The sequence below is a fragment of the Amycolatopsis sp. BJA-103 genome (assembly GCF_002849735.1).
Lineage (GTDB): Bacteria > Actinomycetota > Actinomycetes > Mycobacteriales > Pseudonocardiaceae > Amycolatopsis.
In genome coordinates this window covers 2,307,758-2,324,442 of sequence record NZ_CP017780.1, presented here as the reverse complement: position 1 = coordinate 2,324,442, position 16,685 = coordinate 2,307,758, and the positions used below count along the sequence as shown (strand labels likewise).

10 protein-coding genes and 1 pseudogene are annotated in these 16,685 nt (G+C 65.6%); 3 read left to right on the top strand and 8 right to left on the bottom strand.

Translation table 11 applies throughout. The features are described 5' to 3' along the window. Positions 1 to 644 precede the first annotated feature (644 nt). The 6 genes and pseudogenes from BKN51_RS09660 to BKN51_RS09635 form a co-directional block, all read right to left on the bottom strand. Complete coding sequence (locus tag BKN51_RS09660) at positions 645 to 1,604, bottom strand: AraC family transcriptional regulator (protein ID WP_158255803.1); 960 nt, start codon at positions 1,602 to 1,604, stop codon at positions 645 to 647. A gap of 62 nt (positions 1,605 to 1,666) precedes the next feature. Beyond that, a complete protein-coding gene (locus BKN51_RS09655) occupies positions 1,667 to 2,725 on the bottom strand; it encodes an MDR family NADP-dependent oxidoreductase (protein WP_233224145.1) in 1,059 nt (352 codons plus the stop codon). Positions 2,726 to 3,051: 326 nt separating this feature from the next. After that, positions 3,052 to 3,246, bottom strand: coding sequence for a TetR/AcrR family transcriptional regulator C-terminal ligand-binding domain-containing protein (locus BKN51_RS09650; RefSeq protein WP_101607318.1), 195 nt, complete (start codon positions 3,244 to 3,246; stop codon positions 3,052 to 3,054). A 258-nt stretch (positions 3,247 to 3,504) separates the two neighbouring features. Then, complete coding sequence (locus BKN51_RS44910; protein ID WP_369862463.1) at positions 3,505 to 3,561, bottom strand: hypothetical protein; 57 nt, start codon at positions 3,559 to 3,561, stop codon at positions 3,505 to 3,507. Continuing rightward, entirely contained in the window at positions 3,558 to 3,785 is a 228-nt protein-coding gene (locus tag BKN51_RS44185; protein WP_101607317.1) for a hypothetical protein, read from the bottom strand. Before BKN51_RS44185 ends, BKN51_RS44910 begins: the two co-directional genes overlap by 4 nt. Before the next feature lie 266 nt (positions 3,786 to 4,051). Beyond that, positions 4,052 to 4,277, bottom strand: a pseudogene (locus BKN51_RS09635) (transposase); the annotation flags it as partial. Between the two features lie 108 nt (positions 4,278 to 4,385). On the opposite strand from BKN51_RS09635, the gene BKN51_RS43525 reads away from it, so the two are divergent. Next, entirely contained in the window at positions 4,386 to 4,613 is a 228-nt protein-coding gene (locus BKN51_RS43525; protein WP_168214230.1) for a hypothetical protein, read from the top strand. Here BKN51_RS43525 and BKN51_RS09630 read toward each other — a convergent pair. Both BKN51_RS09630 and BKN51_RS09625 read right to left on the bottom strand, forming a co-directional pair. Beyond that, positions 4,590 to 5,411 (bottom strand): tetratricopeptide repeat protein, encoded by an 822-nt coding sequence (locus BKN51_RS09630; RefSeq protein ID WP_158255802.1) that lies wholly within the window; start codon positions 5,409 to 5,411, stop codon positions 4,590 to 4,592. The genes BKN51_RS43525 and BKN51_RS09630 overlap by 24 nt on opposite strands. Before the next feature lie 133 nt (positions 5,412 to 5,544). Next, positions 5,545 to 11,823 (bottom strand): PA14 domain-containing protein, encoded by a 6,279-nt coding sequence (locus BKN51_RS09625; RefSeq protein ID WP_233224144.1) that lies wholly within the window; start codon positions 11,821 to 11,823, stop codon positions 5,545 to 5,547. A gap of 275 nt (positions 11,824 to 12,098) precedes the next feature. Here BKN51_RS09625 and BKN51_RS09620 point away from each other — a divergent pair, with 275 nt between their 5' ends. Both BKN51_RS09620 and BKN51_RS09615 read left to right on the top strand, forming a co-directional pair. Beyond that, entirely contained in the window at positions 12,099 to 13,754 is a 1,656-nt protein-coding gene (locus tag BKN51_RS09620; RefSeq protein ID WP_233224143.1) for a DUF2079 domain-containing protein, read from the top strand. 936 nt (positions 13,755 to 14,690) lie between these two features. Beyond that, the gene (locus tag BKN51_RS09615) at positions 14,691 to 16,070 is read left to right on the top strand and encodes a hypothetical protein (RefSeq protein ID WP_101607314.1); all 1,380 of its coding nucleotides are present in this window, start codon (positions 14,691 to 14,693) and stop codon (positions 16,068 to 16,070) included. Positions 16,071 to 16,685: the final 615 nt, after the last annotated feature.

The following is a 16,685-nucleotide window of genomic DNA, read 5'->3' as shown; positions in this document are numbered from 1 at the left end:
GAACCCGGCCGAACGCCCACTGATCCGTGGACGTGGGAAGACCTGCCTTAACCGGCAACGTCCATGCGTCCCACTGGTCGCCCGGCGTCATCAGGCCCCACAGGAGCCGACGACTGCACTCCAGGCAGCCCGCTGAGCGCATATCCGGGTCTGTAATGACGGACGAGGCGCTCGCGACTGCTACCCGACGGTTGACGATACGGGTTCTGCATTGCAGCGCTGAGGGGGCAGACCGTGACTACTGCACGAATGAGGTTCAGCGCCATCTTCTTTGGCTTCGGCGTAGTTTCACCAGGTGCGAACCAGCGGCCCTGCGTCTTCATCCCACAGCCGGTCCCGCGCTCGGGCAGCTCGCGCCGCGCCTTCTCCGCCGGGTCGTCCGGCTCGTCGTCCCTCTTGCCCGGAGGCCAGCCTGGTTGCTCTGCTGGTCTGCCTCGTGCCCATCGTCCTGCTGCTGCGCAGGGCTGCTCGCGCCGGTCAGATCCCCGCCCCCGACCGCGCACGTAACAGGTCGGCCGCACCACTTGCACCGCTGGGCAGTGCGCCCACGCAGAACGTCGGCAGAACCACGAGGTTGGTCTGCGCAGCGACCGAGGACTCGACACTCGCGCTCGGCTGGTGGATCGCTGGGTGGCCCCAGGGACTCAAGGGCTGCCGTTCGAGCAGTCAGCCGCCCGCATCCGGTACTCGTGCGGTGGCATGCCGTACGCGCTGCGGAAGCGGCGGGTGAGGTGGCTGGCGTCGACGAATCCCCAGCGGCGTGCCAGGGCATCGAGCGGCAGTACTCCGGTGATCAGGTCCTCGCGGACCCGGGCTAGCCGCTTGGCGCGCAGCACCCCGGAGAAGGTGTCCCCGGACTCGTGGAACAACCGGGCGAGGCTGCGAGTCGACAGTCCGTGAGCAGTGGCGACGTCATCGACGCTCAACTGCGGGTCGTCCAGCCGGGCGTCGACGAACCGCTCGACCGCAGCCCGTCTACTGATCCTCAGCGCCTGAGGGTCGAGCGGGAGGTCCGGCCGGAGTGCCCCCCACATCAGCTCCAGTACGGCGTTTCGGGCCGCGACCTCCATGTCTCTACCACAAAAAGCGGGCATTGCGGCGAGCGAGTCGAGGAAGCCGCACAGCAGATGAAGTGCGGGGAGCCGGGCGATGTGAGGCGGGCCCGCCACGAGCCGGCATCCAACGTCGTCAAATGCTGCGCGGGGTGCGGCCAGTTGGCGAGTCCTGGTCGGCTGGGCAATCTGCACGCGCACTGGCACGTCGGTGCTCCACAGCACTGCCTGGCCGGCGCTGACTTTCCATGACCGATCTTCCTGGGCGAGCGTCAATTCGCCGGATTCGACCATGAGTGCTGCGACCGAGCTCTGTGCGGTGCACGCGATCTCGCGCCTCGTGCGTCGGGCTGTGAACGGGTCGGTGGCGGTCTCCACCACGACGAGATCGTCCCACCTTCGGTGAGTCGACGTGGCGCGGAACTGTAACCGTGGCGTGGGGACCCGAGCGGACCACGGAACAGGGTCGGCGCCGAGGTGGCGTTCCCAACCCTCGGCGTCGAACGATCGGGCCCCGGCGTTGTCTGCAGTGGCGACGGAGTCGATATCCACACCCCGAGCATGCCACAGTCGTGCTCTCGCCCCATGAACTGCGGCAGGGCCGCGCTGCGGCCTCACCGCTCGTCGCCGGAGGAATGCACACGCACCAGGATCTTGCCGCGCCCGGTGCCCTCGAAGACACGGTCCAGCGCCGCCGGAGCGTTCTCCAACCCGTCGACCACGTCGTGCTCGGCGCGCAGTCGCCCGTCGGAGAGACGGTCGGCCAGCTGAGAGGTGATCTCGTCGAAACGGTCGGTGTGATCGGTGACCAGGAGGCCGCGCAGGACGGCGCGCTGTTCGGCGACCTCAATCAGGTTGCGCATTCCGTGCCGACGCTGCGGGGCGGCGTGGTAGTCGGCGATCATGCCGATCAGCGCGATGCGGGCGCCGGTGGTGATCCGGGTCAGAACGTGATCGAGGATCTCGCCGCCGGCGGTCTCCAGGTCGGCGTCGATCCCATCGGGTGTGGCTGCGTCGAGGAGGTCGCGCCACCGTGGATCGTGCCGGTCGACACAAGCGTCGAAGCCCAGCTCGTCGACGACATAGCGGCACTTGTCAGCGCCGCCGGCGATCCCGACGACGTGAGCGCCGCGTTCGCGGGCCAGTTGGCCCGCGATCGACCCGACTGCCCCAGCCGCTGCCGCTACGAGGAACGTCTCCCCCGGGCGGGGGTCGGTAGCCTCCACGCCCAGCCATGCGGTGATCCCGGTCAACCCGAGCACGCCAAGAGCGTCCTCCGGCGCAGTAGTGGGAACTCCGCGGGCAGGATCGGACAGGACGGTGAACGGTTCCTCCAGCTGCGTGTCGTCGGCGAGCTGGTACTCCTGCCACCCGGTCCACCCCAGCACCCGCGCACCGACCGGAAGATCGGAACGGCGAGATTCCACGACCCGGCCGATCCCATAGCCCCGCATCACCGCACCGAGGGAGACCGGTGGCAGGTCGCTGCGGATCTCGCTCATGAACACCCGGCTCGCCGGATCGACCGAGAGCAGTTCGGTACGTACCAGAGCCTGTCCGGGCCCGACAACGGGCGTAGCGACCTCAGCCCAGCGCAGGACCGGCTCCGGGCCGGCCTGTTCGGGACGGCGCGTCAACAGATGGGCGCGATGGACGGCGGGACGCGTAATCACGGTGATCCTCCTCGGTGGTCGTACCCGTCCACAGTGGCCCGATCAAACTCGGTCCGACAGGTACCCATCCGACACACGCTGGTACGGCTCGGCCACTGGCGAAACTGACAACGAGGGCCCTGGGGCTCCCTGGGGTTCAGGTCCACCTCGACAAGCGACCAGGGTTAAGAGAAGGCAGATCACGCCGTGACCGCTTCGGGTGGACTCGTAGGCGGTGGGCCGGGCCTGGTGTCCCGGGTACTGGGCTGACCAGGAGCTCTCGCGGCGTGATGCGACCGAGATGGGGTCGCCGTTCCCTGCGGCGCCGGTCCGGCCGGGGTGGAAGCTCACCGAAGATCGTCCGCCGAGGCGGGCAGGACGTCGAGCCCGTGACGGGCCGCGAACGACCGGACGAGGTGGTCGGCCAAGTCGGGATCGATGTCGTGGCCGCTGACGAGGATCCGGTAGAAATAGGGGCTGGTCATCAGCTCCAGCTCCAGCTCGAGATCGGTATCCTTGGGGAGCCGGCCCAGCTCTACCACCGTCGCGTCATCGCCAGCGCGCGTGCGCGTTGTGGATTCAGGCAGCGCGTCCGGAGCTCGGTGACGAACCCGGCGTCGAGCTGGGCGCGGGCGATCAGGGTGCAGAACACCTGGCCCTGGTTGGTCTCGCCGAGGAACCACCCGAGGCGGCGCAGGTAGCCCGTCGGGTCGGCGACCCGGTCCCCGGAGTCGGGAGGGGTGAGGTCTTCGCTGCTGTCCTGCAGGAACGCGTCGAGCAGTTACGTCCGCGGGCGAGCGCTACCATCGGTAGACCGTCTGTTTCCCGGCTCCGGCGCGTCGGGCGATCCCCTTCATGGTGACGCCGTCGAAACCCTCGTGGTGAAACGAAGGCAGTAGTTCGGATCCGCGACGGGGGAGCAGTTATCCGCAGTCGCCCGGATGGAGGTGTTGACCTGGGCGAAGCGCTGGAACTGCTTGTTGCCGTTGAGATACGTGATCCGGTTGCTGGTGCCGCGGCCCCGCCATTCGCATACGCGTCTTTCACCAACGACGGCCATCTTGATCAGCTCTTTGAGCAACCAGTCGTCGATCGCCAGGCCATCGGAGAAGTCGCGGATCCAGGTCTCGGTGAAACGCGCACATGTTGATGACGGTGTCCCGGCGACGGCCTCGCGTTCGCCCCACCGGGCCCGGCGGAATTCCTGGGAAGCGGCAACCTGCCCAGCGAGCTCGGTGATCCTTTCCTCTCCCAGTTCGCCTGGTTCCTCGGGTACGACTACCGGCCGATCTTCCTCAGCGACCAGGACAGGGTCTATCCCGTGATCGGTGTTTCCGGCGTTGTTGATCAGTAGGGTTCAGCTCCCGGCCAGCGGTCACTGAACGTGATGGCGAAGGCGTTGATAACTGGCTTCCAACGCATCGTCCATCGAGCGCGGCCTGTCCCGGTCGGGTCCAGGCTGCGGGCCACAAGGTACAGGCACTTCATCGCGGCCTGCTCGGTCGGGAAATGCCCGCGCGCGGATCGCCCGCCGATAGCGGGCGTTCAGCGACTCGATCGCGTTCGTGGGGCACGATCATCGTCCGGATCCGGCGGGCAGCGACAACAGCAGTGGTTGGGACGTCGGCATCCTGCACCGCACGCTCCTGCAGACTCCACCGACCCCGTCGAGGCCCCGGAAATGCTGGCCGCCCTGCTGGCCCGCTTGGCCGGCTCCGGCGAGGTGATCATCACGCCAGCGGCCACTCGTTCATCGGACGCCGCGGGCGTGATCCGGTTCGACTTCCGCTCTTTCACCGAGGAAACGGCGCTTCACCACAGGAAGCGCCGTAATCCCGCGGTTCGGAAAGCCGAGTCGATCCGGCTCGGCATTCCACCGGGGCGTTCAGCCGCGGTTCAGTTCGTCTAAGAGATCTCGAGCGGCGAGATCGCCCCAGGTCAACCCGCGCTCGAGAACGGCACGGGCTTCGCTGACGCGCCCTTGGCTGAGGAGGAATTCCCCCAAGGCGGAACTCCAACCCTCCTCATCATGATTGAAACCCTCCCAGAATTCTTCCTCGGCGGCCGCGACCTCCTTCCGGTGATGCCAGAGGAAGCGGGCATACCGCTGATGAATCCTCGGCGCGTTCAGTTCGATCGCCTGCCTGAACAGGCTTTCGGCCTCACCTAGGCGGCCGAGACGGGCATAGACGGTGGCGAGAGGCGCGTAGACACCCGGAACTCCCGGGCCAAGGTATCTTTCCCCGACTTCAGCCGCAGCTGCCAGATCATCGAGATCTTCCGAATACAGGACGATAAGATTTCCCGGTGCGAGTACATCGCCGAGCTCGGCGGACCGCACCAAGACGTCTCGTGCCTCGTCGAACCGTTCCTCGTCTTGAAGAAAAACGGCGAAGTCGTTGAGCGCTTCGACATCGCCGTTCGCAATGGCGTTCCGGTAAGCCTTTTCGGCCACTTTCGCGTCCCCGAGCTCGGCGGCCAACGACCCGAGCAGACTGTACAGATCAACCCGTCCGGCCTTGATCGCACGCTTGAGCACCTTGAGAGCTTCACGTGGTCGCTCGGTACCCAGCAGGGCGTAGGCGAGTTCCCGAGGAGCTTCGGGCTCCCCTGCGAGAAGTGCTTCACGAAGGGTGCGCACGGCCTCCTCGTGCCGGTCTTCGTGCCGCAGCTCCACACCGCGGGACGTCAGATCGTGCTCGCTCATGCTGATCACCAAGCTCATTCTCACAGGTACGGCTCTGCTCCATGGAGCCTAGCCCGACGGACTGCCCCAGTGCCGATGGCCCGGCCAGGGGCGGGATGCACAGGGTTTCGCGCATCCCACCCCAGGGCCGGTCCTATCGCCAGCCGAACGCCATCTTCGGCGGATTTCTCCGTTTGTTCGGGTTCAGCGGGATCTTCCTACGCCCGCCGTGATTGGCAGCTCCCTGATGCTTGTCACGAGATGATTTGCTTTTACTGGTCTCGTGCGGCTTTCGTCCTTGCTGATTCAAGGGCAGCTTCTTCTTTTTGGCGAATGCCATTTTCAGTCGGCCGACCGAGGCGCGGGCCTTGCTCGCGTAACGAGGAGCAGCTCGGGCGACGGCCTTGCCGACGCGGCTTGACACCTTGACGACCGCCCTGGCCGCTTTGATGACAGCGCCACCCAATCCACCGGTGAACGCGCCGAAGGCGTACATCGCGGCAGCGCCCCAGTTGCCCTGGATAGCGTTGCCGACCGCGGCGACACCGCTAGCCACCGCGCCGATCGGCCCGGGAATCCACGAGACCACCTCGGCGACCTTCGTCACCGCGGACACGATCGCACTGAACCACGAGTTGCCGTCGAGGTCGATCGCGTTGATGGGATCGCCGGCCACATAGTCGTAGTCGTTGGCGGAGCCGCCGTCGACGGGGTCGACCGAGAGGAATCGGCCCAACAGCGGACTGTACGGGCGGGCCCCCATCTGGACCAACGACAGCGCCCCGGTGTGCTCGTACGGCCGTTGATACTGACCGAGCCACCCATAGTCCATCGAGCCGGGCAGGTTGTCCGGCACATTCTGTCCGTCGACCGCGCCGTCGGCCTTGATCGGCTGGCCGTACGGGTCGAACGTACGGAGTTCACCGAGCTGGTGCCCCGCCGCGTCGGTGGACATGACCAGGTCACCGCGAATCGACGGGTGATCGAACGACGGTGCGAAAGTTCCGTCGTTTCCGATCTTGCTGGTGTACAGCACACCGCCTGGCAGGGACAACGACAGGGACGTAAGCCTGCCATCGGCATTGAGCGTCAGGTCGGGTGTGTCCCCATCGCCGGAGAAGCCGTACTTCACGACGGTGTTGTTGTCACAGTCACTGGGGTCGCGGCGCACGATGCGGTTCGTCGCGTCCCTGGTGTAGGCGATGTTCGCGTTCTGGGCGGCGTTCGGCCCCGTGGTCTGGACACCGATGTTGCGGTCGGAGCCATCCCAACGCAACGTCGTGACGCTGCCGTCAGCGGACTTCCAGCCGGTGGTGTTGCCGTCGGCGTCGTAGCCGAGCCCGGAGAGGGCGGTCGCGCCCTCAGTGGCGAGCAGGCGATCCGCAGCGTCGTAGCAGTATCGCGTCTCGGCCGTGCCGGTGGCGGTCTGATCCAGCAGCCGCATCCGATTGGTGTTCAGCCCGGCGTTGCCCACGCTGCCGTTCGGGCAGGTCGCCGATGCGGCCGAGGTGTAGTCATAGGTGTAGTGGTGCCCCGTGACGTATGCCTCGGTGAGCCGGCCGACGGCATCGTAGACGTAGTTCGGCGCGTCCGGCCTGGCGTCCTGGCCGGCCAGCGACTCGTCCACGATCGTACCGGCGGACGTGCGACCCACCTTCGAGACGACATTCTTGTTGTCACTGGTCTTCCAGTCCAGTGACAACAGTCGGGCACCGTTGTCCTTGGACACCGAAGCCAACGAGGTGCCATTTGCGTAGTCGACCGAAGCCAATTCGCCCGCGTTGTCGTAGGCGACCGTCGCAAGAGTCGTGTCGCCCAACTTCTGGGTCAAGACGCGGCCCGCGTCGTCGTAGGTGAACGACACGACCTTGGTTTGATCGGCCGCGTCGGGAGGAGTGACTTCCGAGGCGGTGACCCGGCCGACCTGGTCGTACTTCGTCGCGGTGCGCACACCGTTGACGTCGGTGTAGGAGACCACCCGGCCCAATAGGTCGGTGGTCGTGGTGACGGTGCCCTTGTCATCGGCGACGGAACTGGTGAGCGGGTCACCGCCCACTGCGTAGTCGTGCGTCACTGTCCGCACCGGGGCGTCGGCACTGGCGGGAATCTTCTCCTGCACAGGCCGATCCCTGGCGTCATAGCTAGTGCACGTCCACTGACCACCCGTTGCTTCGGCGACCACTCGCCCGGTGGCGTCATAGACCTGCTCGTCCACCCTTGCCGGGCCGGACGCCGGTGCCGCGGAGGTGACGAGCCGGGGCAAGCCGCCCTGGTTGACCGCCGGGCTACCCGGGACGCAGGGGTTGGCGCGGGTTTCGGTGTCCCCGTAGTAGGCGTACGTGATTTTCGCGCCGGTCGCCATGGTTTTGGCCGTCTTGCGCAGGTATCCGGTCCCCGGCGTCTCGTAGGAGACCGAACCGCCGACGTTCAGACCAGCCGGATCCGCCAGCCCGGAGGTGGCGAGCCCGTAAACCGGGTCGATGCCGTTCTCCGTGAACTTGGAGGCCCCCACCTTGTCGGCGACCCCGTCGGATTCAGACGCCGTGGTGGAGGTCTTCAGCCCGTACCGCGGCCGCAGCGCGGTACCGGGGACGAGCTCCTCGGCTTTGCCAGGGGCGATCCAGTTCAGATCGAGTTTGGCATAACCACCATTGTCGTAGTAGTCGATGCGGATCTTCTTGGCCTGCCCCGCGGCATCACTGTGGACGGTCGCTTCGCGCCAGGCAGGATTACTGACCTGCCAGTAGTCCATGACCAACTGATCGTCGATCCACATCCGGATGCCGTCGTCGACGTTAGCCCGCAACCTGTAGTCACCCGAAGCAGGAAAGACGAGGTCACCGGTCAAGCGAAGCGAGAACGAGTCGGAGCTGATGCCCGGGACGACGTCCGGGCTGTACTCCCATCCGCTCTTGAGCGTGCCGTCCGCCGGCCCGATCCCCGTCCGGTACACCTTCGGCACACCGGAGAGAGTCATGTTGTCGTAAAAGGCGGCGCTGAGCCCGTTGATGCCTTCGTCATAACCGTTGTGGCCATGGGACATGCCGCCAGCGCAGCCACCGACCGGCAACTGGCCCGCGAAACACGACGCCGGCGCGGGCCCGTAGGTATCGACCGGGCGATCTGCGTAGTCATAGACCGTGGTGGTCTTACGACCTGCCGCGTCGGTTATGGACAGCGGAAGGTCCTTGGCACCCCACTCCTGAGTGGAGGTCCGGCCCGCACTGTCCGTTGTGGACAAAGTCCGGTCAATGGAGTCGTAGGTGACCCTGGTCGTGAAGCCGGTCGCCGGAGTCAACCCGGCGGTGTCGGTGAAGGTCTGCCGGTTCGCCGGATCGTAGCGGTAGCTCGTGGCAGAACGCGGCTGTCCCGGCACCGGTGCCGGATCCGCGACCTTGACACCCTTGGGCTTGCCGGACGAACTGTCGTAGGTGATCTCGGAACGCAGGTCCGCGGCGGCTGACCGGTTCGCCGGGTCCGCCGCGATCCAGTCGTTGACCAAGGGCGAACGCTCCGAAGTCAGCAAACCGTTCGCGTCGTAGCCGTAGTCGGTGATCTCCGAACCCGGGTCCTCGATCCGGGCGAGGCGCCCTTGGGCGTACCACAGGCGGGTTTCGGCGCCATCCCAGTAACTGATCCGGCACAGCATCTGCGATGGCGCCGCGGAGTCCGAACCGGACGGCGGGGTGACACCGCCGTAGCAATCGTCGCCGACGCGGTTGTAGTGCAGCACCTGTGCCCGCCCACTGACCGGATCCTTGATCTGGACCAGCCTTGAGGGGGTGCCGTCGTAGATGTTCTGCAAGGAGGCGGGCTTGCGGGAGTCGGTCGCGGTGGACTGGGTGTCCAGCTTGCCATCGGCGCGGAAGGTGAAAACGTCACCGCCGTCCCGCAGCGTCACCTTGCCCGCGGCGTCGACCGCGAGGACTCCGTCCTCCCCCTCCGGTGGGGTGTAGCCGCCGGCGCTCTTCTTGGTCCAGGTGTGCTTGGCGCCGGTGGCGTCGGTCAGCACGATGGTCTGGTCGGCGATCTTCGCCTCGGTGTAGCTTGCACCGTCACCGTCCAGGTCGGCCGACATCGTCCAGCCCTGTGGCAGGGTGGGCAGGTCGGAGGTGTAGAACCACCCCGCCGGAACGATCTGAGCGGGCACCGTGGCGCCATCGCTGGTGCGGACGAACAGCCGCATCTTGGCGGCACCGGTGGCCTCAGCGTTCTCGACCTTGATCGGAACCCGTTGCCCCGCGGCCAAACTGACGTTCGTGGACTGCGTCCAGTTCACGTCACTGGGTACACCGACGTCGTAGACCTTGGCCCCGTTGATCCACACCACGGCGCCGTCGTCATGGACACCGGCGAACTGGTAGGTCCCTGCAACCGGAGCCTGGAAGAAACCTTCCCAGCGGGTGACGAACCAGTCGGAGGCGAGCGCGGGGGCGAACGGTGAGTCCGTCCCCCAGTCGACGTTGACCTGGGGTTCGGTCCGGACGAGGACGGGCTGCTGCGCGTCGTTGATGAGACCGTTGTGCGACAGGTCCGCGAAGTACGAGGCCTTGAGCCCCTGCGCGATGGCTTGCTGCGAGTTGTACGTGAAGCTCAGCCCGGCGGTGCCACCGACGGTGGTGAAGGTCGGAGTGGATTCGGAAGTGGAGACGTTACCGTTGGCGAGGTTGACCGTGACGGGACCGGCCTCGTCGGTCGGGGACGGTCCGTGGTCACCAATGCGCTGATCGGCTTTGAAATGCCCGATCCAGGTGGGTGTGGTCGTCGTCGAACCGCTGTATGTCAGGGCTTGCCAGGTGTAGGCGACGCCGTCCTGGACCCCTGCCGGAACGGTCCAGGTCGGCGTGGTCAGGCAGCCGGACTCGACCACGACGCCGGACTTGGCGTCGGCGCCGGTCGCGACGCGGAAGCAATACTTGACCGCCTCGCCGTCCGGATCGGTCACCGGCTTGACCGACAAGGTGGGCGTGAGCGAGGTCGACACGGCGCCATCGGCCGGTGCCACCAGGCTCGTGGCCGGCGCCGGCGAGCCGGTGTCGACGGTGAGGGTGGCGTTGAGGTTCTTGTAGGTCCAGGTTCCGGCGTTCTCGGCGCCGATCATCATGAAGAAGACCGAGCCGTCGCGGGCGTTCACGCGATCGCGGATGAACCCGGTGAGGCCCTCGCCGACGAAGCTGCCGACGTCGCCGACCAGGGCACTGGTCATGTAGCCGCCGACACCGTTGAAGTTGAACGCGGACGCGTGGTGCAGGTTCGCGTTCCAGGTCTTGACCGAGCCGACGACGCTGGTGTTGCGGGTCAGGTCCATGCGGGCCCCGACGACGGTCTTGCCGAACAGTGGCTTGTAGTCCACGTTGAAGACGCTGCGGTTGTAGGTGTCGCCCTTGGCCTGGCTGTTGCCGATCCGCAAGCCACAGGCGTCACAGTTCGTGCCGTCCGAACGGTACGAGTGAGACTCCTTGACCCCGTAGGTGAAAGTCGGGTCCACAAAGACGGGGTAGACGCGCTTGGGGTCACGCAGCCAGTTCGCGTCGACGGCGACGGTGAGCCACCAGTCCGCTCCGGCCTGCTCGAGGGAGTAAGTGCCGCCGGTCATCGCGGGCGCGGTCTCGCCGTTGCCCGCGGAGTCCCAGGTCTCGATAGGCGGCATCAAGATCTTCGCCGCCCCGGTCTGATCGGCGAGGACGACGGTGCCGGTCTCCAGTTTCGGGGTCAGGCCACCGGTGTTGAGTTTGAACTTCCACGACGACCGGCCGTCAACGGGCAGGCGCTTGAGCTTGATGGTCTCCTTGACCGCGCCCGGCGTGACCTCGTACTCCAGATCCGTCCCGGCCGCGACCTCCGGATACGTGACGGAATCACCCTTTACCGCAGCGGTCGATCCAGCGGCCTTGTCCATCGCGAGGCTCGCGGTGTGCCCACCCGACTCCACCTGCAGCACCGCGCCGTCGTCGGCCTTCGTCGCCAGTGACGGGCTCAGCGGATGCTGATCCGCATCGGCGCGCTTGGTCGCGGGATCGGTCGAGAGAGTGGTCTGGACCGGCTGCCAGTTCCCGGCCGCGTCCTGCACGTTCAGCGGCTGGTTCGACTGCCGCACCGACCGGGTGCCATCAGGGTTCTCGTACTCGGTGACGAATGTCGACCGCGACACCGGCCTCGACCGTTGCGGATCGAAATGGCTGCCCGCACCGCCGTCAAGCCGGGAACTGGCTCCGAAATCTGCTGTAGACGGCGCCTGCGGCGTGACCGCAGCGGCGGATTCGGACGGCAGGACACCGACCTCACGCGGATCGACCCGCTCGGCCGCGGCCGCCCGCGACGGAACCGAGACCGCCTCGGTGCTCCCGATTACCAGGACGGCGATAAGCAAGAAGATTAGAGCTCTGATCCACCGGCTTCTTTCGACCTCACGGCGCAACAAGAACACGAACACCCCTCCATCACGACGGACGCCGTCGACGCAGTCTCGCCTCGGCCTGTCGGGGACCGGGCGTGATCGAGGCGATGACCCGCCCGACCGAGCCGTTTGATCGTCGCGACCACCCGTGGTCGTTACATCACCACCTGAGGTGAACCTCACTCTTGTCAAGTAACGTCGAGTCCCGTAAAGACACTGGTCACAGCACATTTGGGGCCGAACCGGGCAAACCACTCAACCCGACACAACCCCTCCGAACCATGTGCTCGCCTCACCCCGGCAGGAGATCCGTGAACCAGTACGTCCTCCCTCGTCCCATAGCCTCAGACGAACTTCCGCCCGCCGCACACCACCGTCCGTGGCGGTGCTTCAAGCCGGTCGCGCTGTGGCTTTTCGCGTTCGTCCCGTTCGGACTGGCTCTGTTCACCGCCGTCCGAGCACCGAAAATGCACGTGCTGCTCGATTATTGGCACGTACTGGCCAAAATCACCGACGACAATGGCGATCTGCTGTTCGGCCAGGTATTCACCTACCACCTCGATCAGCCTTTCGTCGTGCCGTCGCTGCTGTTCTGGGCGGACGCGGCATGGTTTGGCGGAGACAATCGGATCCTGACCGCGCTCACGGTGCTACTGGTGGCCGGGATCGTGGCCCTGCTGTACTCGATGCTTCCGAGTTCCCTTTCCGTCACAACGAAAGCCGTCGTAGCAGCGGGTTTCTCGTGGTTGCTGTTCAGCTCGCACGCGGCGGAACTCTGGTTGCAGGGCACCAATGGGATCAGCTGGGTCCCTGCGATCTTCTTCTGTGTACTCGCTATCGCCTGTGCCCATCGTGGACTCAGCTGGGCGGCCGGGGTCGCGGCGGCGCTAGGCTGTCTCAGTTTCGGCGCGGCACTACCGATCTGGTTCGTCCTCGCCCTGATTGCCTGGCTTCGCAAAGACTTTCGCTTGCGTGTCATGATCCCCGGCACGATCGGGATTCTCGTTGTCGTGGCGTGGTTTCTGACCAAGCCATCCGGTTCGCACTCGCTGGCCACGTCCGCGTTCGACCCCGACGGCAGGCTGTCCGTCCTCGCCGCCGCACTCGGCGGGCTGTGGTCGGCCGACGCCGCCCTCGTCGCGGTGATCGCCGGTGGGATCACGATCGCCGCACTGGCTTACTTTGTCCGTGAAACAAGTCCTCGAGTCGCTGGTTGGATCGCGGTTGCCACCTACGCAGTCCTGCTCGGGGGCATGGTGGCCATGGGGCGGACGACCGATCAGGTGCCAGGGGGCAACGTCGGACTGATCAGCCGGTACGTCGTGATCGGCGCGCTCGCCACCTGTGCCTTGCTGGCGTTGGTGGCCATCAACCGTCCACAATGGCCACTACGACAACTGCTGATCGCCACCGTGACGGTCGCCTTGGTCACCCACGCCATCGGCGGCACCAAAGCAGAACGCGTCCGGCACGACTACGGGCCCCTGAACCTCGCAGCCGTCGCCCTGCGTGTCGACGCACCCACCGTCCTCGACGCCCTGCACATCCAGCGCGCCGCCGCCCCTGCGGCTCGCTCACTCGGCGCGTTCCCCTTCAACAGCACCTTCACCCTCGGCTGCGGCGGGCCCGAGCTCGGGAGCCAACTGTCGTCAGCGGTGCCTCTCCCCCATGACACCGAACGCGCCAACGCACAAGGCGAAACCGGTACTTCACTGGCCGGAGACACAATTCTCAGTGGGTGGGCCACCATCGATGGCACACGGGCCGACTGCATCCTGATCGTCGATCAGAACGACGTCGTCATCGGCGGCGGCCTCGTCGGCCTGCCGAGTTCGGCGGCCAAGACGAAAGCATCCGCCCCCGAAGGCATGGCCTGGCAAGCAGTCGCACCACCCGGAGCGGCGATCGGCGGGGTGGTCGCCGTCAAAGCAGGCAGGCTGTACAAGCTTCAGGCTTCCGTAAGTTAACCCGAGGCAGGCTCTCACCGGCTTTGCAGACCTCGAACGGGGTTCACTCGCAATCCGGACCGAGACACCATGGCCGACGGAGGTGATGCTATGGTTCTGGAGCGTCGAGCGTAACGCCGCGTCGGAACCGTCATAGTCCGGCATTTGACGGTGACCCACGGAATGGCTCGACAGCCGCAGCCGCTCATCCTCTAACTCTCATCGTGTCGTCGTCTCGAACTGTCGATCGACCTTGTTAAGCCTTGCCGGGCAGGCAGAACGAGGAGTGTCATGTCCTGGGAAAAGAGTTGATCAGCCGCCGCTTAGCGCTGACTGGGGATCGCCTCAGGTTGCTGATCGGCGCCGTACGCATTGACCGGACCGGCCGCGTCAGCGAACGCCTCCTCTGACACGCGCTCGGTCGGCACCCAGGCCACCGGCTCTCACTGGACACGCTGCGCGGGCTGATCGTGATCGCGCCCGACACATCCGGCCAGTATGTGAGTTCTCTCGAGATCAAACGACAGGCTCCGTAGACGGTCTGGCCGTGGTCGGTCACCACCTTCATCCCCTAGGCAGCGGTCGAACCTCGGCCGCCGTCGGACGGCGACCTGTCGGAACGCGAGTTCGTAGCTGGATTCACCTGCTCGTGGCCGCTCGACGGACACGTCGGCGACAAGGCCCCTGATGACGATGAACGTGGCCCTGCCCACTACGAGAACCGCACAGAACGCGATGACGATCACCAGTTTTCGTTCTCCGGACCCGATACGGAGGCTCCGTATCGGCACGGCGGTTGGGCAAGGTTCAAACTCTGGTCGTCGACTACGCCCCAAGATCATCGACATACCTCACTCCTTGAGCGGAACCGCGCCCGTGATCAAGAACGTATCGTTGTGTGTCGGTGTTGATCACGCGGCAGTGCGACCAAGTCGACGTAGAGGGCGCATAAGGAAAATGATGTTGAAGCCGGCGAAGCACGTGCTGAGGGATCTCGCGCAACGCTCGAACGTCTCCCTCCATTCGGATCCCGTTTTGGTTGGCGCTGTGGCCGCCGCAGCAGCTGACGACGACGAAAGGCGCGCAAAGAAGCGGGACGATGAGAGCAGCGTCAAAGACGACGACGAATTCCTACGGCGGAAGCCCGAACTCCATCCGATACGCGCGCGGGGAGACAAATCCTCGCAGCTGACACCGTGGGACGTGCTGCATGTACTCGGCCGTGCCATCGCACTGTCGAGACGAGGCGCCGCGCGCGGACTCGCCGAGCACTGGGGCGCACTGAAGTACAGCCAGGCGCTGACCGGCGACACAGGTTCCTTCCTGAAGCTATCCACTGAGGGCAAGGAGACGGCGGACTACTACAAGGCCGTCCAGTCGAGCGAGCTCGGTGTCGGTTTCGCCCTGGTACTGGCCAGGCGGATCCTGGCGCAACGATATCCGGATCGCGTCGTCTCCATCGTGCCCGCGGACACGGCGCTGCGCGCAGGCTGGGCCTTGACCAGCAGAGACAAGGGACAACGACAGAACTACCGGTACCGCCCGCAGTTCTTCGCCGAGCTGTGGAAGCCGGGAGCGCCTTCGCTAGTACTGCCGATCGCCTGTAAGGGCAACCACAGCAACGCCGCACATTCCCACGTTCAACTCGCGTCTGCATCGGCTCACGTGGAGGCGGTGCACGTCGGACCATGGAACGGGACCCCCTGCCTGATCTTCAGCACTGAGCTGCCCCTGGACGGACACGTCACCGTGCACGCCCTCTACGCCGAGGGAAGCGGCGGCTGGCTGGCCCATCCCAACGCTGAGGGTAGCGACCTGGATGCCAAGCTCAGCGACGTCAACCATTTCCCCCAAATCCACCTGCCTTCCAACGGTGACGAAGCCCGTATCTCGATCCCCGGCTTCCATATCACACCGGATCACTACGAATGGTTCGGGCGCGTGCTCGCACGAACGGCCGCCGCAGGACTGACAGCGTTCGCCGGCAACGGCGAAGCGACCGCCCCGTACTTGACCGAGCGCCAAGGACGGAAGCACTTCATCGGCTTCACGCACGCGGCCACCGGTAGCGTGCAGGACGCGAACCACACCCTCCTCGGCGAACGCTTCGTCGGCACCGACCACGTCTTCCGGCTGAACGGAACCCGCGTGGAAGCCTTCTCTGGCGTAGAGACCGCATTATTCGATCTCCTGGCTAGCGGACGAGTGACGCAGTACCGCCACGAGATCTACGAGCACCGCTCCGCCTGGCCCAGCGATTCCTGGGACAGCTCATGGGGCGGCCCGGTATCAATTCACCCGGATGGAACCGTACTCGCCATACGCCTGCTCCCCTGACGTGACAATCCGTTGCAGGGACGCTGGGCCGACCGCATCAACTTCTTGGCCGATCCCGACCTCCGCGTCCTCGGAGGTGATTACTGGACCTTGTCCAGTTCCTGTCCGCCTGCTCGCGGCGTAATGCCAGACTTTCCGGATTCCTCTTGTTGCCAGCGATGTCCGGAAATGTGCGCAACGAACTCACGAGTATACTTAACGTGAATCCTCGTCTACGCGTCGTCTCACCAACATCATGCTCACCTTTGATCAACCGTTCCGATCATCGGAGACGTCCTGGCTGCACTAACCGCTCTGTCCGACGTTCATCAAGCAACCGTCGATCGTTCGCCTGGCTGAAGGGCGACTTGGCGTCTCCATACGGCCTGATCCGGCTCCACTAAGCACTGCATCTGGTGGGCGAAGCCCAGCGACAAGCCCGATTCGCCGATGACTTCAGCCAGCGATCAGGTCTCTGATGAACGCGGCGATCGCTATGAACATGCTCGCCCCAGCGATGGACATCATCGCCCAGTCGTAACCCGGCCTGTCCGCCCTCGAAGACATGGCTGCCGCGCCGCGGACAGCCGAGCTTGGTTGCCGCTCTGGCAAGGCACCACGATCGAAGGTGTCACG

Excerpts from the sequence above, each read along its gene's own strand:
- BKN51_RS09630 (WP_158255802.1), bottom strand. The coding sequence starts at position 5,411 with ATGAGCGAGCACGATCTGACGTCCCGCGGTGTGGAGCTGCGGCACGAA.
- BKN51_RS43525 (WP_168214230.1), top strand. The coding sequence starts at position 4,386 with ATGCTGGCCGCCCTGCTGGCCCGCTTGGCCGGCTCCGGCGAGGTGATC.
- BKN51_RS09615 (WP_101607314.1), top strand. The coding sequence starts at position 14,691 with ATGATGTTGAAGCCGGCGAAGCACGTGCTGAGGGATCTCGCGCAACGC.